Origin of the sequence: Olivibacter sp. SDN3, from assembly GCF_014334135.1 — a bacterium.
Taxonomy (GTDB): Bacteria; Bacteroidota; Bacteroidia; order Sphingobacteriales; family Sphingobacteriaceae; genus Olivibacter.
The window spans coordinates 2219812-2239821 of sequence record NZ_CP060497.1 but is presented as its reverse complement, the minus strand read 5'-3'; the positions used below and the strand labels follow the sequence as shown (position 1 = coordinate 2239821).

Here is a 20010-nt window from a genome sequence, read left to right as displayed (position 1 = left end):
GTTTTTAGAAGAATCTGAAGTTTTTAAGCCCTTCGGTGATCTTTTGTGTGAAGAAAAATAGGAAAGCGTAAAGTAGCACCAATTGAAACCACCCTCTTATCAAATATTGTAAAACTTCCATCACACTTTCTGCAGGCAAAAATTGAAAGATCGCAGTTAGATTTACCAGTGCACATAGACTGAACCGCCTGCCGATCGAAATTTCCGTTTGTCCATTGCTGTTGTTCACGTACTTTTTAACATGTAAAAGGTCTAACAAAAAGAAAGCGGGTATAATTGCCAATGCCAAAATCAGGAGGTACCACCAACCGAAAGCAGCCATACCCGTACCGGATAAATGCCCTGTAACAAAGAAACCAATAATGAATTCGTTTTTTACAACCAAATACCGCAATTGATCACCGAAGGATTGACTGCTTAGCCCTTCCTTATCTAATCTAGGGTGCAGTACATTCAGTAAGGGTTGAGGAAGTATTGTCCATACACGATCAGTTGAAAATCTACGCATATCGGCATTTCCATAGCCTAAGTCCCTCGCAAGCAACAAGCTTGCGTCATTGAACTTGATATTACAAAATCGTGCTAAAAAAATATTGTCCAAATATGTTTCATCCCAATCACTCTCTTCTAATTTAGCATCTTGATCATATTTACGAATCAGCTTTTTATCTTTAAAAGCCTCCCAGGTCAATCGAATAAATTCAGACTTAGGTATCTCATTTCTTTGATGCCTGACAATCACCATTGCTTTTCCCAAATCGGAGAAGGGCCCAGTAAGCAACCATATTGTTCCAACAGCAAAAAATATATTCTTCCAGGTTATCAGCTTTATTTTTATCACGCCGAGTATCATTCCCAATGCAAAAGCAAAACCCAATGATGTAAACCCGATCATAAAAGCACCGCGACTGTTTTTGCCAATACTCACAACGAAGAGGGCAATCGTAAACATGATCAATTTAAAGGCAAAACCTTTTGGCAGAATTTTATGCTGTCCATATAACTTGCCAAAAGGGATGAAAAAAGGCGCGTAAGTAAAAGGCGCAAGCGCCTCCACCATCTTTCCCAGAACTCCCACATCCTTATCGCCTCCGTCCCTTAGGATGAAGGAAGATACAAAGGTTGCCCCTAAGCCCAATAACCCCATCATCCATACCTGCACGTTGGATGGCGGTGTAAAAAAATGCAAGCGTTTTAAGAGACCTGAACCCCTCCCCGGCCTAACAGCCCTATCGAAAGTGATTGACCGATAGATCCAATGGCTTAGCAGTAATACGATTAGTGCTAAGAGCGTATGCATAAATACCTGTGCTGGCACATCCAGGTTGTATACCAGTGGTTTTGCTTCTATCGTAGTAAATAACAAAGGAAAATAAAGCTGTGTACAACAAAAACCAAGGACCAAAAATGAAGACAAGGGATATGTTTTCAACACACGATTTTTAAAATAAATATGCGCGACAAGTACCCATCCGATAAATACATGCGCCATGGCCATTAGATTGACCCATCCAGGAAAAAAAAGGCATTGTAATGCTACGCAAGATCCCAAAACTATCCACGAACCTCTCAGGAGATTATTTAGAAAAGTGTTGCTTTCTGTGACGAAAAAAATCGGAGCAGAAGTAAGATAACGCATATTTAAATTTTTAATCGGGTTACCACCAAGTACAGTATTTACCGACACGGGTTGCCCATTTATCTTCAGTCATTAAATCTTTCAGCAACGTTTCATCAGGATAACGCTCACGTATAGCCGTCACATGTGCTTCAATAGCATCAGTAAAAGATGTTATGTGATCATCGCTTACGGCTACCCAGGCATTTTCTGCCAACATCTCCGAAATACGCGACTCCCTGTTTTGTACTACTGGTATATATCGATAAAGCGCCTCTAAAACCGGCAAACCATATCCTTGCTTCGCCGGCACCAAAAACAGATCAGCCCATCGATACTCTTCTTCCACTTCTTCCTCATTTAAAAATCCGGGAAAACGCACGTGCTGCTCCAATTTCAGATCGCGCGTTAAGGCAATCAGTTTGTCAAGATCCGGCCCTTTCCCGGCAATCACGATCTCCAGTTTTTCAAACCAGCCTTTAGCAGCGAACCGTTCCTGCAAGTTTTTTGCGGCCAGCAAGATCCAGTTTAAATTTTTCGAATGTGTTAATCTGCAAATCGAAAATAAACGTAAAGTATTTCCCACACAACGCTTGCGAAATGGATGTCTACCAGTAATTGGTGGCACGCCACCCTGATAAATCACTTCAAAATTCCGGGAATAGCTCTGATGCAGTTCCCTTGCGTTCCAATAGGTCATGGTCAGACAAACATCGGCACATTTTACGCCCTTTGCTGTTAACCAGGAAGCGAACTTCGTTCTAGGCATAGACAGATATCGAATAATCCGGGCCTGTTCTTTTTCCGCTTTCAACAAACTAGGCGGATCAGTAAAATGCAAAGCGTAGGTATAGGATTTACGGAAGGGCCATGCCGCGTAAAATCCGGCTTTTCCGCTAAAAAATAGCGGTAAGCCTAAAATGCTGCCTTTGTTCTTAAGTAGCCACCGCTGTAATTGTTTAGATTTAACGAGCGGGTTCCAGTGGTCACCTAGCATTTCGACCTGTAAACCTTCCTGATAGTTATCCATTTTTATACGATCGTAAAAACATAGCAATACGGGTATAAAACCTTGATCTAATATTTTAATACTCAAGCCAATAATATTTCTTTCTATTCCGCCGTACTCGTCGATATGCGGATAGAAGATTACGATCCTCTTCATGTTTGAATGGCAATAATTAATAGATTGTCAATCGCTTTTGCTATGACATTCAGGCCGTCACCCACTTCTTCATCAAGGGGATTCTGCGCAAAAGTTCTTTCGTTCGGGTTCTGGTAAACACAGGTAAGGTCTGCCAATATTTGGCTAAATTTAAGCATAACAGGCACATGCTACCTGCAAACGTATAGTATTGAGCGGCCGGAAAGGCGATAAGCATTGCCATACTGACGCTTGCCAATATAATGGCTACATAGACACGTTCAGCAGACCGTCTTGGCCAACTGAGGCCATTTTCAGCAAGCCACTTTTTTGCGGTCATCTTGTAACCTATCGTTACCATAAGCTCTGCTAGCAACAGGGCAATACCAGCCCCTACAATACCTAAAGCAGGAACTAAAGCCAACATCACGCCTATAACGACAGTCGCTGCTAACGCTGATAATTTCATTTGTACTTTCAACAGATTGTTTCCCATAACAATTGCTATGGCAGGTTGAGCCGCAGCGTAGAGCAGTACACCGATGGATAGCAATGCAAAAAGAACCGGATCGAAAACCACCTTTCCTTTTGTCCATAGCTCAAAAAAAGGCGCAATAAAAGTCTGCAATATCACTACTCCGGGAGCCATGATTGCTATAATAATAATCCAAATGGTTCCAAACGCGGTCTCACTCCTCGTCTGATCGCGTTGGTGTAAGAAACGCATCAGTTCGGGCATCATCGGATGCATAATGGTATTCAGTCCCTGCATAACAAAATTAGCCCCGGTGCGTATAGTAGAAAAGCTCACCAGCGCTTGATTACCTGCCAGTGGTGCTAGCAGGATACGTACACCACCGATACGGCAATTCTCCAACAAATTTTTAATAAATAGCGCCAGCGAACGCACAACGTTTTGCCAAGCGGTTTTTATCGATGGACGCGTATATGTTATACCTTCTCTACGCATTAAACGGTAGATATCTAAGAAAAGGAAGCCATTGTATAGCAAAGTAGCGATACCCAGGAACAGTCCTGCTGAAAACAAACCTCCCCCTATCATCACGGCCAATGCGGGCGCCAACGCCGTTATAAAGGCAAGTAGTACCCCCCACCAAGCCAAACGAGGAAAGTAATTGAATACGGCCATCAAACGGACCAATACGCCGCCCACACTACCCGTTATCATCCAAACAAAACCTTGCATAGCTAACACAAGGCCCGCTTCTTTCACCAAGAGTTGGTCAAGCAGAGCGGCATCTGAGAGTAAGAAGTGGAGAATTCCTGTAAAATGTAACAGCAGCATCATTCCCAACTCCACAACACCTATAAAAAAAGCGGCCCAGATACCCGACCAGAACTGCAGACCCAATTGCTGTCTGTTAGCTATTCCTAATCTCAAAAATTCAAACCCTAAAAAGTTCTGATGCCCGAAACTCAGCATGGTAAGTAAAGTAACCAATGCCTGTACACTGATCCACACACCATAGGTGGCTACATCCCAATAGGTCAGATACAGTGGCACCAGCACAAGTTGTGAAATAACAGTGACCCCGATTTGCATCCAAGAAGCTACACTGCCTGAAAGTACTCTCTTTGCTACACTCACGATAACAGCTATTATATGGCCTTTTTAATTTGAGGAAAAAATTCAAGGAGTTCTTTCGCTCGTTTCATACTGCTGTTATCTCTAGCCCATTGCAAACTGTTCCGCTGTAGTTTTTCATATTGTGCAGGCGTAAGCCTTTCTATCTTATTTTTCAGGTCTGTGTAATCTTTATAAGCAATGCAATTTACACTGTCAACTAAACCATGTGGTGCGCAAGTAGCTGGTTTTTCGTCTAAATCTTTAAAGCACATGACCGCACCGTTCGCAGCAATTTCATAGTGCCTGAGGCAATCCCAACCTTCACGTTTCGTGGTAATACCAAAACGCGATTGCCGAAGATCCTCATAGTATGCCTGCTCTTTCTCAAAAGCATAATTTGTATAGCTTCCTTCCACTTGTGTGGCAACTTCAGGGTCAACGATATGCTTTGGAAAGTCTTTTGTCTTCCGGGGAAGCTCAGCTATAATTTTCTCCTCCGGCATACTAAAGGCAATTGTCCGCAGGTTTTTGGGACGGGAAATGAAGCCTCTCAGTTTGATAGGCAAAAAACGCATCCAAAGATGAAAATATGTATTTGGCGTCCATTCCCTTTTAAAATATAAAAATGAGCGATGTGCTGTTGGTAAAAACCAATAATATGGTTTACGCCACCAGCGTCCACGCGCCGGATAAGGATGAGGTGTATCAAAACCATCCATAATTAACGTGTTTTTCATGTGTAGCCATGGACGAAAATGTAGGAACCAGCCAAATTGACGCTGTATATCGCTAAAAATGATCAGATCAAAATAGTTATTTTCCAACTTGTATTCGATATTAAAACGGTCGACCGCTATGTCTTCCAATAAGCCCGTATATAAGGTAAATCCGTTTCCGCGAACCTGGTGCATCATATGCTTTGGGCATTCTCGGTAGAGAATATCTTGTTTCGGAAAATCAATACAATCCGCACCATAAATTTTTCGCAGACCTATCAACACCGCATCGCCTAAATAGTCTTCTACAGGAGTGGTAAAAAAAAGTATTTTCATTGCAACTAGAACCTATTGAAAAAATTGCCAAATATAGCATGCCAAAAAGATTGCTTACTGGATTTTTCGGCATAGTAAGAATAATCCAACGAATAGCCAAAGCGTTTATCCATCTGTACACCATTAAAAACCAGCTTCATATTCGGTAATTTATTTGCTTTATAAACCTCATCCACAAATTTCAGCTCCTCTTTGGGTGTATAATTATGGCGCACTACGTATAAACTGAGTTCTGTCAAAGGTGCTAAAATCAAGGCGTCTGTTACCAAATGAAGTGGAGGAGAATCGATTAGGATATGATCGTATTCATTTCGCAGCTCTGTCAGCAACTGCTTCATCCGTTCACTCTCCAATAATTCGGAAGGATTTTCCGGGACAGGCCCTGAAGGCATAACATATAAATCCCGTTGTAAGCTAGAGGCTAAAATGATATCCTCCTTTGCAACTTCTCCGGCCAGGAGACTGCTCAGCCCCGGGGCTACATTATCCATTTCGAAAATCTTACTAATACGTGGCTTTCGCAAATCAAGTTCCAGAATGATGGTCTTTTTACCGGAAGCGGCCAATGCTACCCCCATGTTGCTCACCACAAAACTTTTCCCTTCACCGGCAATACTAGAAGTAAATAGCGTTACTTTTCCGTCTACTCGCTCATAATGCTCCTGTAATAAGTTGGTACGTAGTACACGCATCTGTTCGCTGATGGCATAACGTTTATCACTTTGTAATACAATCGACGCATTTTTCTCTGTCTGGATCAATTCGCAAATAACCGGTACGGCGGTAATCGCTTCAATATCTTTCTTGGTGAGCACTTTGTTTCTAATCAGCTCGCGACTATAAATGAGTCCTATCGGCAACATAAAACCTGTCAGCAAGGCGATAGCAAAAGGAAAACTCTTTTCAGTTTTTGGTTCTTCATAATAGGCTTCTTCTATTGTTCTTGCATCCGTAATGGTCGAAGCGTAACTCATCGCCACTTCTTCTCTTTTTTGTAGTAAATAAACATATAAGCTTTCTTTGATTCCTTGTTGCCTTTTAATACTTACATATTTTCTTTCCTGCCCGGGTATATTCCGGATCGAGGATTCGAATTTATTGTTGTTTTTTTCCAATTGCTTACGTGTTGCCAGCAAGGATGATTTAATTCCTTTAATCGTTTCGTTCAAAGCAACTTTAGTACTATTGATCTGTTTATTGATCGGTGCAAAGATTGGGTTACCTTCAGGGGTGGTAGCTAAAAGTTTCTGCTTCTGTATCTGCAACTTTGAAAGCTGTTCAACTAAACCGATTAAACCAGGGTCGGTAATCCCGATAGTTGCGGGAGTGCCCTCCGCCTCGCTGTTGTATACATAAGCTTCGATACCATCTATCACATTCAGTTGCACGTCCACTTCGTTCATACGTGCGTCATTCAGTTGCACATTTTCCAAGTAATATTGTGATTTCGACGATATATCCGTAAGTCCGATACTGCTCTTATATCCTTCCACATCCCGCTCCACATTATTCAATTCGCCCGTAATCGATATTAAACGATCATCAATAAATTTCAATGTATTTTCGGTTTCCTGGTTTTTATCAATAACATTATAATTTTTATAGGCAGCAATCAGATGATTCAATACCGCTTCCCCCCTCTCGGGCACCACATCATTTAGGGAAAGATCGATAATCGGCGCCTGTTTATTTAGTGTAACCGCAATTTCATTTTGGTAATGGCTGATCATATTGGGCAACCGATGGAGTTCCAATATAATGGTGCGGCCGATAAACTCATCAAGGTGAGGCGTCACATCCAGTTTCCATAAGCCGATGTCGCTGGAAAAATGATCATCAAAAGTTCCATGTAAAACGTCGCCGTTTTCTTTGGTCAACTCAAATTGTTGTTGATCAATTATGGTAATGGCATAAGTGCGGGCCCGCATTTGCCCATGCTTTTCCAGCCAGTTAAAAACTATCGGCGTAGTGTTATATAAATCAATTGAGCGATATGTCTCATCCAATGAATAATGCACATAAAGTTGCAAATCATTAATGACACGTTGAATAAGTGCTCTGGATTTGATTATTTCTACCTCACTTTCTGCTTGTTTCGGGCTGCCCGCAATATTTAATTCTTCCAAGGCAAATTTCTCCATAGTCGACTTTTTTTCGTCTTTAATACCTATTTTGGCCTTTACATGAAAAACAGGCTGCAAGGTACGCACATAGAGAAAAGCGGCCGTTAGTGCAAAAAACAAACAGCAGAAAAACAGCGGCCAGTGGTAGCTATATTTTTGCCACAATTCCCGGAAACCCTTTGGAGGTGTTTCTTCAACACCATAACCATATGGCGGAAGATTTGATTGTTGATGTACCATTATAAACAGTATTAACGAGTGATAATAATCGCAACGATAGAAAGTGCCGAAAGCGCTAAGCTTAAGCTGCGGTAGACGCCATCTGTAGATGCCGCATACTTGTTTTTCCCCGGTTGCACGTAAAGAACATCGTTATTGCGCAAATAAAAATAAGGCGAGCGTATAAAGTTACTAGCGGTTAAATCAAGCGGAATGAAGCTTCTTGTACCATCTACCTCGCGTATCAACATCACATGCTTTCGCATACCGGTAATATTTAAATCTCCAGCCATGCTAATAGCTTCATTTACCGTGATTCTTTCACTGGCGATGCTATAGGTCGCGGGTTTCATCACATCACCCATCACCGAAACTTTAAAATTGAGGATACGCACCACAACAGAAGGTTCTTTGAGGTATGGCAATAAACGTTCTCTCAGCTGCTCACTCAAGGCTGTACTCGTAAGGCCAGCGGCTTTAACCGAGCCAACAAGCGGGAGTACAATCTCTCCCTTTTGATCAACCAGATAACCTAAATCACGGTTACTGGTATCGCTCCACGCCTGAGGGTTTAAGCTGGTAACGTTAATACTCAGTATATCGGAAGTTTGGATAGTTATAGGTTGGTAATTTTCTATCAGTTCTTCCGTAATGCGCTCCCTATCAATATCTTGAAAATAATTTGTTTTTTTTGAAGAGGCACAAGAACAACATACCAGAATTAATAGAAATATTAGTAGTTGGTTTATTTTATTTTTCATAGAGAAATCGTTTAGATCATCAAGTTACTTATGGCATAAAATTTAAATAGCATTCAATTAACATTGTTATATAGTAATTATAGTTGTTGAGTTTTTAGATGGGAGGTTCGGTTATACTTTTTACGTTGAAGGTTTTAGGTAATGCGAATGTAGCTCCGCCACTCCACTTACAGTGGCTCTTTTTTTTAATTAACCGCAAATCATCTGGCTGCTTATCGTTTGCTCTATCGCCGGTTTAGTATAACAAACTTAGGCGTAAAAACATAACTCATCAAGCGAAAGGCTTAATACGTATGGAATTCGTGAAATTTTGCCTATAAATTATACAATTCTTATATATTTTACTCAATCAGTTGACTTTTACACATTAGTTATTAAGTCAACATATAATATACACACATATTTATACATCAATAAAAACTATTTTATAAAACTCATTTACCACAATACCTCACAGAGTGACATACAATTTGAATAAAGCGAATTAAACAGTGAATTATTATACGGAACTTAGCGAAAGTATAAGTCAGTACTAAACCAAACACTGCAAAATATGTATCAAACTATTATTACCCCCCAAAAAAAACGTAACTGGATGGTTGTTTATACCCGTTCAAACTATGAAAAAAAAGTCTCTCATTTACTTTCAAAACAGCACATTCATTTTTTCTGTCCTTTAATTAAAATCAAGAAGCAGTGGACAGACCGAAAGGTAACTATTGAACAACCTCTTTTTCAATCATACGTCTTTGTTCACGTAGACGCACACGAACAATTACAGGTATTGCAAACCACAGGTGTAGTAAATTTTGTTAATTATAATAATAGTCCAGCTATTATGGCTGAACAGGAAATAACCCAGATCAAGTCGGCCTTAGCGAAGCATCATGCACTTCAAACCGTCAATCTACGTACATTGCATATTGGCGATCACGTCAAGCTGGTATCAGATGTTTTCGGTAATTCTAAAGGCGAAGTCTTAGAAATCCAGGAAAAAAACATCGTTGTTATCATCAAACAGTTAGATTGCGCCTTGGTTGCCAGAATAAAGGTTCCCCACGATCAAATAACGACCTATTTAAATGAATAAGTTATAATATTGACAATCAGCATGAATTTCAGCATGGTCTGTCCGCTACTTCATAAATAGATTAATCTATTTATTATATTTATAACTTTATTATTATCTAGTTAACAAAAAACAATTTTGCAAACAATCATACTAATAAACCAGGTTCAACCTACTCTACTTAGTTCAAGTTTACATCAACAACAAAATACCAAATCAATCCAAACAGAAATGGACGACCTTTTAAACCTGCAATATCTGTTAAAGCAATTTGGTTACCTACGCACAGCTGCGTGGGAATCAATAATCCATAGTTGTAAAAAACAGCATTATATGGCCAATGGAATTCTAGAACTGGCACCAGGGGCCACCTTATATGTGACCAGCGGTTTTGTTAAACAATATGCTTGCTGGCACCACTCCGAACCACGTATCAGCCGTATTATCATGCCCGGACAATTTCTTTTCGTACCTGGGGGGCATCGACTAATTTACGCACAAGCACTTACGCCATGTACACTTTTTTGTTGGGAAGAGGAGTCCATCCGTCGCATCCACCGACAACACCCTGATTTACTGCAGATAAGCAATATATTACATCATATTCAAGAGCAACAAGTAGTCGCGCGGCAGTATATCCGGGATGCTCCCGGTGTTGAGAAAATAGAACTTTTTGACAGCATTTTTCCAAATGTGAGATCACATCTTAGAAAGCAGGAGCTAGCCAGTTACCTGAGTATATCGGTTAAGCATTTGATGCAGCTTCAAAAATTATTACATTCGGAGCAATAGTTCTTTATCTTAGGTGTTTTGTCTTACGAGGTTTACCCTTCTTCTTTCATTACATGTTTTTTGTCCTTCACCCAAACACTTTATCGACTATTTATAGCTCAGGTAGCATACCAGCTAACCAACAGAGATACACCAGTGCATCACTATCTTTTGCAAACAAACGATTGCACGCATTGTGCACTTGATGCTCTACCGCCCCCACAGTCATATCTAAAAGTGTAGCTGTCTCCTGCAATGTTTGACCAGTTGACAATACTTTCACGATCGCCCCTTCATTTCTGGTAAGTATATCTTTTTTTCGAACTTTTCGTTCATTGGAAAATCAAGAATAAACACAGGATGGTGTAACTACTCGTATCCAAAACCCTTCCTCTTTAAGAAAAGGATAGATATCACTTATACGATCAAACATAATCAACGGCTGGCCACAGTCTTCCTTGTAGATTGCCCTGCTGACGTAACAGAAACGTATAGGTCTGCCTTTAAGATTAACCGCCGGCATTCCGCAGACCACTACGGTTGTTGCATCAATTTCTTTTTTCGGAATCCGCTCATCCATCGTTCGTAAAACACCCTCCACATCAGCCTGTATTTCCCTATCCTGAATCATCTGCATAAAATAAGATCGCCAGGAATCGGGTAGTATAGCATTGTCGTACCCTATCAATTCAGCAATATTAGATGTGAAAAAACAGGGCCTATTGGTTATATTGTCTAACAAATAGTAACTTACGTTGTATTCTCTTGCATGCTTTTCGAGCTCCCGCAAGAATAGCAAAACAAACCGGGCTTTTGTTGAACCGCCTGTTTGTGTTGACGGCATCGTTCGCTTCACTTTAAGCACTTCAACAACCCTTAGCAGATCTTCGCGCTGCACATGAAAATAAGAAAACGATTTTTCCATTATTTTTTACGTATTACCCTATTGTGTTGATTTACTCCTTCGAAAAACAAGCTGACTTGAAAATCTTTTTAGCAGACAAGCAAAAGCTAAAAATACATTTTTAAATGGTTTTAAACTACTAATTATGCAAATAGTAGCACATTATTATACACTGCAGAATCTTTTGAAAAACCGACAGGTCGATTTTTACTTTTTTATCGCTTGTTTTACTATTGATTAGAGAAAATTAGCAAACGTACGATAGCCATATATCAGCTCCCAAAAAAAGCCGGTAGTTTTAGTTAAAACTACCGGCCTTCAACCCAAGTTTACATTGGTTAGTGAACTACTCTATAATTCTAACGAATTATTACAAAAATAACCATACTAACGCACTATATAACAAAATTCTACCGCTTGTATACTAATTTGGACAAAGTGCGTAAAAATGCGCATGCTTCTACAAGGCTTCCTAATAAATTTCGCTTTATCACTGAGCCGCTAATCGCTGAGATTCAAGCCCATTAACACCTGAAGTAACAGCCACCAGTGCCCAATCAACGCCTTCTAAAGAAACCCCATGTTTGCTATGAAAAGTTAAAACAAGCTTTGGTATCATTCTTGCGTTTATTACTAGGAAGTACATCATATAATCACGTATTCATTTAAAAAAACCGACTATGGAAATTACGACGACTACCAAACACGACATTTTATGGGATTTTCCTGACTCACAGGAATTCAGCGCAGAGATTGTAAATGGCAAGATCACAAAATTAAGTTTCCAGGATGTTGGAGAACTCACCGAATCATCACTTGAATCTGTCAATGAAAAATACTTAAGGCATGTTCACCGCGCACTAGAGGGTTTATTCCAGCATCTAGACACCATTAGAAATGTGGGCAACGTAGAATTGGCCAATAAAGAGCAACAAGAAAACCTCGACAAGGAGGAAATGAACTTGAGGTATCTACAACGTGACGAACATGAGATGGAGGAATATAAAGAACGAGTTATCAATTCCATTAAGCGCTCATAACAGTTAGCGCCGTTCTATATCATGTATTGATTCACAAAATCCACTTGCGTAAAATTGCCCTACTGCACAAGAGGAAAACTACTGTCCATCATTTAACCCCAAATCATTGAAAGCGGCTTAGCATATTATGCAAAGTCAAAACATGCCCGACCATTCACTGTTCTCCTTATACTCCTTGACGAGCGTTGCCCGTGTATCCAGCGAAAAGTTTGAAACGAGGTGAGCTATATCTAATCGGGTATTATGTAGAGAGTTGACGGTAAGCTCCTTGTTAAATCCTTTATCCCTGATGTCCAGTACATACTGTGCGCTGATCAGCTTTGCAATGATTTTTCCTAGATCAATCATTTTTCTTTGAGTAATATTATCTCCTATAACAAAATTTAGTTCCTTTTTAAAATGAGGGGCTGCTCTTTCCGTTTGTTTAAATTGCGACAGGAAGTTAAATAAATTTGCTTCCTTCTGTCTTTTCATTTGCTTGGCAATAATTTCTGCAATCTGCGTATAGAGCATCTCATTTGAGCCCTCAAAAATCTGGAAGGGTCTACTGTCTACAATACCTCTTCCTGCGATATGGCTAATTTTATAACCATTTGCTCCCGATACCTGCAGGCAAAGCTGAGCAGATTCTTGCATGAGATCCGTTATTAACGCCTTCATGCTGTTTGCTTCAAGTCCTTCTGCTGCAACATTTAATCCAATCCCACTGATATGACTACTTCGGTAACACATTGCAGAACAGATGGTATAAGCTGTTTGTATTCTCGAGAGCTGATGCTGTACGGCATCCAATTTCAATAAATTACCTGTTCCCACGATACGGTTTTCGCAATGGAATTGTGCCTCATCCAGCATACGTTTGATGAATCCCATGCCCATCCCCGGAAATTGCATTCTACTGCGATGCAAGATGTCCAGCATCATCTTAATTCCCGTGCTTTCAGGCTTCAGCTGTTGGTTTTTAGGTACTGTAACATCAACCGTGTTCAGGCCATATGGAATCATATAGAGCCCTAGGTTACTATACAGCGACTCCACTTTGATATGTTGATGAGGGAGCTCATTATCTGTTATAAAGAAATCCACATCTCTGGCAAGTTCACCATTTTCGAGTGCTTTACGGGCAGCAACCAGCCAATAGGTTGCCTGGCCAGTTAATCCCTGCCAATGCTTACGCCCTTTTACCACATATTTCCCGTCGATTTCCTGATAAAATGTTTTCATGTTCAGGGCATCACTACCGAAATCAGGTTCGGTTATCATCAACCCTCCCATGCACTGCTTTTCCAAGAAATCCCTAAAAATAGGCCCTTTAACCTCATCGTTCGCATATTTCGCAACAGGTTCAAGAAACAGGGCGATGTTGATCCCAAAGGTTAGTGATAGTGGAAGAGACTCATAAGAAGCCGCGGCGAGCAATGACAGGCATTCCTTCACTACGCAGCCCCTGCCACCATATTCCTTCGGAACGGCCACGGCAAGCGGCACGGTATCCATAATCCCTTCCCAAATGTGCGGAGGCAGGCCTCTTTCAAGGCTTAGCTGGTTAATATCATGCTGTTCGTAGAATACCTTCTTCAGTGCCTGTTTAAAACGGTCGATAAATTCCGGCAAGTCATTGTCATTTCTATTCATATGATTCATTACCCATCATGGTTGATCAGTGCTAACAAATGTATTCATTCAAAAAAGGAAAGCAAAAATTTCGGCTATTTGATCTCAAAAATAAATATATCAAAAACCTTTCTATTTGTCAACAACCGTCATTTTATTAGGAAATATCACTGAAAAACAACTAATTACAAAAACATTAGGAAAAATAGTTATTATTTATTTTTTATGGTCTTATTGGGCAATGTTTAAAGAGATATATTTAAATGTATATCTGCGAAACTTGGTTACAAGTGATCTGATCACTATACGTACACTTAAAGCGATGACCCGTTATTTGAATTTTCAAAGAAACTAATTTGTTGATTTTCAAATATTTTAGTATATTTACTAAGTTATCCTAAGGCAATTGCTAGGGTGAAATTACAGTTAAAGCTACCTTGTTTTTAGGTTGGAACCTGTTAATAACCTTTTGAGGCTATACAACATTCTTTTCATTGTAAACGCAAAGGCTTATTTTTTATCTCATTAAAAAATTACAATGGAAAATTACAGCAAATATTACCGTGTCTTTATAAATGACACCAAGGTCATTGAATTATCCACCAATAACTTTTTATATTTCGACACGAGACCATATAAAATTATTTGGACGGACCATCATCCGATTAAAGTTTATTGTTCAGTTGCCAATCAATCCTTTCGACTGCACTCCAGTATCGGCAAGTATCACGACTATACTGATAAAATCATGGCTATGGAAAAGGCAAAAGAAGGCGCTCTTCGTTACATATCGTCATTAATTAAACAAGCACAGGGTATTATATCAACCTTAAAGCAATATCGCAACGATCATTACGAAGATCTAAATAAGAACTTAATTGATAGTCAGATCCGCAAGTTGGAGTTGGCGAGTACAAACCGATAATTTAAAAAGTAAGTATATGAGCAGAGATAAGAAAACACCCAAGAGCGCGAAGACAAAAGCTCCTTCGAATTATCAGAATGAGAAGAGTACGTCTTCAAAAGTTGAGATCATTTCTACAAAAAAACCACCCAAGCCAGGAAAATAGCAACTTATCAAATTGATATGGTTAATTGATATCAGCTAGATAATAGTTATTGCTGTAACTTATGTTAATAAGGAAAAGCGTGTCGTACCGATTTACGACACGCTTTTCCTTATTAACAAATAGTTCTGAAGTACCTCTCCTACTCTACATCCCACCACATGCGAGAAGTCATCCGATCGCCATTCTCATAGCGGGCAACGGCCTCGTTATAGCTTTCAGTATTAATCGAAGCTTCGCTGGTAGGATAGGTAAAACGACGGGGTATCGTCCCATTGGTCACATTATTAAAGTAGTTTACCTCCTCCAGCATCGGAAACCCTGATCGGCGATAATTCGTCCAAGCTTCATATTCATCCATAAAGGTGGCAATCCAATACTGGGTATTGATCATCTCCAGAGCACTATCAGCACGGAAGGGGTGCTCGGCAATATAAGCCTGTGCCTGCTCTTCGATGAGCGCCGGAGATGCTCCCAATTGGTTCATTTGCATGATAGCAGCTGTTACCCCCTCATTATAATAAGTACTGGCTTCGCCGCTAATCCATCCGTAATGTGCCGCCTCCGCCAACAACAATTGTGTTTCGGCATGCGTTAAGAGGAACGTTGGGGCGTCCAGCCGTGCATAGGTATAACGATTCACGATGGAATAGTTATTGATATTTCCCGGCCAATTGGCTGCCCTTGAAATATCCGTCTCTGCGCCCAATTCATCGTAACCGTTTGGCATCCCCAATTGTTTAGACGCGGTGGTATCCCCTAAATCAAAATTTGCATTTCCATAGGCATGTTGTGGTGCAGCAGCTACGGTAGCCATATACATTAAACGAGGGTCGTTGGTATTTTTTAGCTGATTCACAAAGGTTTCACTCAAGCGCGAAGCATTTGGGTCCTGATACACCAGTACCTTTCCGTAAGCATTCGCTGCATCCGTAATATTCAGTTGATGCTGCATCATAGCATTATCTTCGTTATTGGCGAACACCCCAGCAGCGAGGGCTTCCTGTACCCATTCTTTCCCCGTTTCCGGATCCACTTTAGACAAGCGCAAGCCTAAACGCACCATGAAAGAAGCTGCGTACTTCTTCCATTTTGCAACATCTCCTCCATATATAAGATCAGCTGTAGTAAGTGTATTTGTGGTATTAGCTTCTAGGGCTTCCGAGGCCTCCTTTAGTTCCTTGTACATATCCTGATAAATAGACTCTTGCGTATCATAGGCAGGATAACCCTGTCCATCCAGATAACCTAATCCCGCCTCGCTATAGGGTATATCCCCATAAAGATCGGTCATTTTCTGAAAGATGCTCACGCGCATGATACGAGCAATATGGTAAGCATTCTGCTGCTCTGGATTATCTTGAAATTTACTCATCGCCATGGTAATATCTCTCACGGCATTCGGAAAATCACGATCCCAGTGTGCGGCGTTATATGAAGCATCAAAGGTATACTTGTCGCCATTCCAGTAATTTTGTGTAGAGGCCAAGTGCTGTATCATGGTTGCACAATAAATCAGGCCATTTCTCCACACATTGTAATCTGTACCTGCATGATATACCTGCGCAGAGGAAAACAGCAGATTATAGTCCATTCCATCTTCAGGGATGGCGTTGGGGTCTGTATTAATCTCTTCGAAATCTTTGGTACAGCTCCATGCACTCATTGCCAAGAAGCCCACCAGTGCAATTAATTTTATATGTTTCATTCGATTACTTCTTTAAAACTTCATATTTACGTTAAAACCAAGACTCGTAATAGGCGGATTGGAGGTAGCTTCCAAACCCTGCGCATTGGAATTATTATATGCAGACTCCGGATCGATATTTGGTGTATGCTTCAATAATGTCCAAAGGTTTCTGGCCACTAAAGAAAAAGTTGCTGCTTTAAACGGCGTCCGCTGTACCAATTCGTTAGGAAGCGTATATCCCAATGATAGCTCCCGTAGTTTGATAAAACTAGCGTCATACACAAATTCTTCTGCAATGTTGTTGTTGATGGCTAAATTCTGGTAATAATTCTGTGCGGGAACAGCCACGGTGTTTGGACTTCCATCCTGGGTTACGCCCACACCGATAACTCCACCTTCCCTACCATCGAGAGTCTCTTCATGTAAGCCTCCGTTATAGAGCAGTAGGTTAGTGGCCGAGAATAGTTTTGCTCCAAATTTAAAGTCGAACAACATACCAAGCGTGAAGTTTTTGTATTGGAATTGATTGGAGAAACCACCTGTGGTTCTGTAAACTCCCGAACCTAATGGTACAATTCCGTCCGTCCTCAAGGGGTTTCCATTGTCTCCATAAATGATGTTGCCCGCCTCATCGCGCTGATAGGCAAAGCCCATAATTTGGCCATAACGTTGACCAATTACATTACTTACAACAACCCCATCACCAAAAGCCGCTTCCGACCCCTGTATGGTGAGGGCATTAATTCCTTCACCGAGGTATCGGATTTGACTATCATTAAAGGCTAAATTGAGGCTGGTATTCCATGAGAAGTTATCATTCTGAATAGGCGTTCCCGAGATCAAACCTTCGATTCCTCTATTGCGTACCTCACCAATATTCTGAATGGCCGCATTATATCCTGAGGCGGTACTGGTACTAATGATCGCAATATCGTCTTTGGTGTCCTTTTGATAAACCGCAGCATCTATATTTAAACGGTTGTTGAAGAATTGCATATTCAGGCCTGCCTCGTACTCGCGGATCTGCACCGGTCGGAGGTCGGTATTGGGTACATTTTCATTTCTCACATAGCCCAACGGCACACCATCCTTATCATAAGTTTGTAGTGAAAAATTCAATAAATTCTGGTATGGTGTTGTTCCGTTAGACGATTCTGCGTAGGAAGCCCTGAATTTGGCAAAACTGATCACTTCCGGAAGGTCAAACGCTTCACTGAATACGAAACTGGTACTTACCGAAGGATAGAAGTAGCTATTGTTGGTCGGGTTCAGCGTAGAGAACCAGTCGTTTCTAGCAGTAAAGTTCAGGAAAAGGTAATCCTTATAACCAAAATCGGCCGTACCATAGAACGAGTTCACACGCAAGCGCTCATACTCCGGCACATACTTGGTGTTCGGGGCATTAATATTGTTGATATTGTACACATAAGGCACAATGAAAGGGCCTGCAGCACCTCCCAGCAAACCATAAGCACGATTGATATTATCTTGCGTATTGCCACCCACCGACGCATTCACGCTAAAATTTTCTCCAATATTTCGATTGGCAGTAACCAGAAAATTGGCATTCAGCTCCCGGAAATTACGTTCATACTCCGTAAGTTCCCCACCATTTGCGTAAGCTGTACCGGTAGGAGTAACTTTTCTGAATTGGAAGACATAACCATCCCGACTTACCTGTCCTTGTACCGAAAGCCAGTCAAGAATATCATATTTTAATGTGGCGGCCCCTGTTAGGCGGTTGCGGTCGGTATTGTTTTCGTGCTCATAAGCTAGAAAATAAGGGTTATTAAAATACAGATTAGTACCCGGCAGCAGTTCGTTGCCATCAGCATTACGATAAGGGTTCAACCAACGGATATCGTATCCATTGCCCAGGTACATGGTCGACGCGTTCACATTTGTCGAATTATCGGCCAACAAGGCCCTATTTTTCACCTGCTCGAATATATAATTAGCAGTAATGGTCAATTCCAGTTTATCTGTAATCTGATAGCTGGTATTGGTGTTGATCCCCTGCTGCTTCATATTCGAATTAGGGACGTTTGGTGTGTTATATAGGTTTGACAATCCAACCCGGTAACGTACTTTCTCGCTGCTTCCGGCCAAAGCAATGGAAGTTTGATTGTTAATACCGTTTCTATAAAAATTCTTCCAATTATCAGGCCCGGGGGAATACGCATAAGTGTCTCCACGCAGGTTCACAGCTTCCGAACCATCAAAACGGGGGCCCCAACTCGATACGGCGGAATTGAGTGCACTGTTCGCTGTAGTAGGTTTCACGCCTTGCGTGCCCTGTCCGTAATCTTGCTGAAACTCTCTGAAATCAATTATCTTATTTACCGTAAAGTTATTATTCAGTTCCACCGATAAGGCTTCTCCCGCTTTACCACTTTTGGTGGTAATCAGTATTGCCCCATTTCCACCTCTGTAACCATAAAGTGCCGAAGCTGCTGCACCTTTAAGCACCTGAATATCTTCAATATCATCCGGATTGATATTAGATAAACCATCACCGAGATCAAGTCCACCATATTGTCCGGCACTTCCTTGGTTGGTATTGTCAAACGGCACCCCATCGATGACGTAAAGCGGTTGATTGTTTCCGGTCATGGATGCGTTCCCCCGGATAACCACGCGACTACTTCCTGAGGCGCCAGTGGCATTATTAGAAACGCTTACACCTGCTACTTTACCTGTTAAGGCATTACCCAGGTTAACATCACGCGACTGCGTAAACTTATCGCCTTCCACCCGGGTCGTAGAATATCCCAGTGCCTTTGCTTCCCTTTTTATTCCCAAAGCGCTTACCACAACTTCGTTCAAAGCATTTGCTTCCATTTCCAAAACCACGTTCATGTTTGCTTCATTTCCTACAGGTACCTCTTTTCTGGCATAACCTATATAAGAAAACACCAGCGTTTCGCCTTCTTGCGCTTGTATTTCATAATTTCCCTCAGATGTAGTCTGCACACTGTTTTGTTTACCTTTCACCTGTACGGTAACACCGGGTAGTGGCCCACCCTCATCGCTAACTGTTCCTTTAACCGTTTGTTGGGCATAAAGCAGAGAACTACTGCCAATACACCAAAACAAACAGAGCAGGAACCATCTGTAATATTGATTCATGCGTTATAAATTGATATGGTTAAACTTAGTTTATTACGGAATATGAAGAAAGTATCGGTAGGTATACGTCGTATGCTCATCTGCTATGAAAATTATATCGGCACTTAAAATTTAAACGTTCTAGCTACAATTATTTTACCGAAAACGAGCATTTAGCTTCCCTATTATAAGTGGAGATAGATGCCGTAGGGGAATCATTTATCGAGAAAAGACAAAAATTA

The 20010-nt window shown here is 40.9% G+C and carries 16 protein-coding genes; 4 read left to right on the top strand and 12 right to left on the bottom strand.

Annotation, left to right across the window (positions count from 1 at the left end; all coding sequences use genetic code 11):
* Positions 1-4: 4 nt before the first annotated feature.
* From H8S90_RS09135 to H8S90_RS09110, 6 genes are read right to left on the bottom strand one after another with little or no spacing between them, the layout of a single operon-like run.
* The gene (locus H8S90_RS09135; RefSeq protein ID WP_187342245.1) at positions 5-1639 is read right to left on the bottom strand and encodes a hypothetical protein; all 1635 of its coding nucleotides are present in this window, start codon (positions 1637-1639) and stop codon (positions 5-7) included.
* A 19-nt stretch (positions 1640-1658) separates the two neighbouring features.
* Complete coding sequence (locus tag H8S90_RS09130; RefSeq protein WP_187342244.1) at positions 1659-2783, bottom strand: glycosyltransferase family 4 protein; 1125 nt, start codon at positions 2781-2783, stop codon at positions 1659-1661.
* Positions 2784-2832: 49 nt separating this feature from the next.
* Entirely contained in the window at positions 2833-4371 is a 1539-nt protein-coding gene (locus tag H8S90_RS09125; protein ID WP_187342243.1) for a lipopolysaccharide biosynthesis protein, read from the bottom strand.
* Between the two features lie 11 nt (positions 4372-4382).
* On the bottom strand, positions 4383-5402 hold the full coding sequence (locus H8S90_RS09120; RefSeq protein WP_187342242.1) for a glycosyltransferase family 1 protein: 1020 nt from the start codon (positions 5400-5402) through the stop codon (positions 4383-4385).
* 5 nt (positions 5403-5407) lie between these two features.
* A complete protein-coding gene (locus H8S90_RS09115) occupies positions 5408-7765 on the bottom strand; it encodes a polysaccharide biosynthesis tyrosine autokinase (RefSeq protein WP_187342241.1) in 2358 nt (785 codons plus the stop codon).
* An 11-nt stretch (positions 7766-7776) separates the two neighbouring features.
* Positions 7777-8505 (bottom strand): polysaccharide biosynthesis/export family protein, encoded by a 729-nt coding sequence (locus H8S90_RS09110; RefSeq protein ID WP_187342240.1) that lies wholly within the window; start codon positions 8503-8505, stop codon positions 7777-7779.
* Between the two features lie 553 nt (positions 8506-9058).
* Here H8S90_RS09110 and H8S90_RS09105 point away from each other — a divergent pair.
* Both H8S90_RS09105 and H8S90_RS09100 read left to right on the top strand, forming a co-directional pair.
* Positions 9059-9595, top strand: coding sequence for a UpxY family transcription antiterminator (locus tag H8S90_RS09105; protein WP_187342239.1), 537 nt, complete (start codon positions 9059-9061; stop codon positions 9593-9595).
* A gap of 210 nt (positions 9596-9805) precedes the next feature.
* The gene (locus H8S90_RS09100) at positions 9806-10366 is read left to right on the top strand and encodes a Crp/Fnr family transcriptional regulator (protein ID WP_187342238.1); all 561 of its coding nucleotides are present in this window, start codon (positions 9806-9808) and stop codon (positions 10364-10366) included.
* A gap of 91 nt (positions 10367-10457) precedes the next feature.
* Here the strand turns inward: H8S90_RS09100 and H8S90_RS09095 are convergent, their stop codons facing one another.
* The 3 genes from H8S90_RS09095 to H8S90_RS26185 all read right to left on the bottom strand — a co-directional run bounded on the left by H8S90_RS09095 (position 10458) and on the right by H8S90_RS26185 (position 11868).
* A complete protein-coding gene (locus H8S90_RS09095) occupies positions 10458-10628 on the bottom strand; it encodes a hypothetical protein (protein ID WP_187342237.1) in 171 nt (56 codons plus the stop codon).
* Positions 10629-10688: 60 nt separating this feature from the next.
* On the bottom strand, positions 10689-11270 hold the full coding sequence (locus H8S90_RS09090; protein ID WP_187342236.1) for a hypothetical protein: 582 nt from the start codon (positions 11268-11270) through the stop codon (positions 10689-10691).
* A 469-nt stretch (positions 11271-11739) separates the two neighbouring features.
* Positions 11740-11868 (bottom strand): hypothetical protein, encoded by a 129-nt coding sequence (locus H8S90_RS26185; protein ID WP_255501882.1) that lies wholly within the window; start codon positions 11866-11868, stop codon positions 11740-11742.
* A 61-nt stretch (positions 11869-11929) separates the two neighbouring features.
* On the opposite strand from H8S90_RS26185, the gene H8S90_RS09085 reads away from it, so the two are divergent.
* Positions 11930-12289, top strand: coding sequence for a hypothetical protein (locus H8S90_RS09085; RefSeq protein ID WP_187342235.1), 360 nt, complete (start codon positions 11930-11932; stop codon positions 12287-12289).
* Between the two features lie 135 nt (positions 12290-12424).
* Here H8S90_RS09085 and H8S90_RS09080 read toward each other — a convergent pair whose 3' ends face one another.
* Positions 12425-13924 carry an acyl-CoA dehydrogenase family protein gene (locus tag H8S90_RS09080; protein ID WP_222852265.1) on the bottom strand — a complete coding sequence of 500 codons (1500 nt, stop codon included), beginning with the start codon at positions 13922-13924 and terminating at the stop codon, positions 12425-12427.
* Between the two features lie 517 nt (positions 13925-14441).
* Here H8S90_RS09080 and H8S90_RS09075 point away from each other — a divergent pair.
* The gene (locus H8S90_RS09075) at positions 14442-14828 is read left to right on the top strand and encodes a hypothetical protein (RefSeq protein ID WP_187342233.1); all 387 of its coding nucleotides are present in this window, start codon (positions 14442-14444) and stop codon (positions 14826-14828) included.
* A 284-nt stretch (positions 14829-15112) separates the two neighbouring features.
* Here the strand turns inward: H8S90_RS09075 and H8S90_RS09070 are convergent, their stop codons facing one another.
* Complete coding sequence (locus H8S90_RS09070) at positions 15113-16678, bottom strand: SusD/RagB family nutrient-binding outer membrane lipoprotein (protein WP_187342232.1); 1566 nt, start codon at positions 16676-16678, stop codon at positions 15113-15115.
* A gap of 12 nt (positions 16679-16690) precedes the next feature.
* Positions 16691-19789, bottom strand: coding sequence for a SusC/RagA family TonB-linked outer membrane protein (locus H8S90_RS09065; RefSeq protein ID WP_187342231.1), 3099 nt, complete (start codon positions 19787-19789; stop codon positions 16691-16693).
* Between the last annotated feature and the right edge of the window lie 221 nt (positions 19790-20010).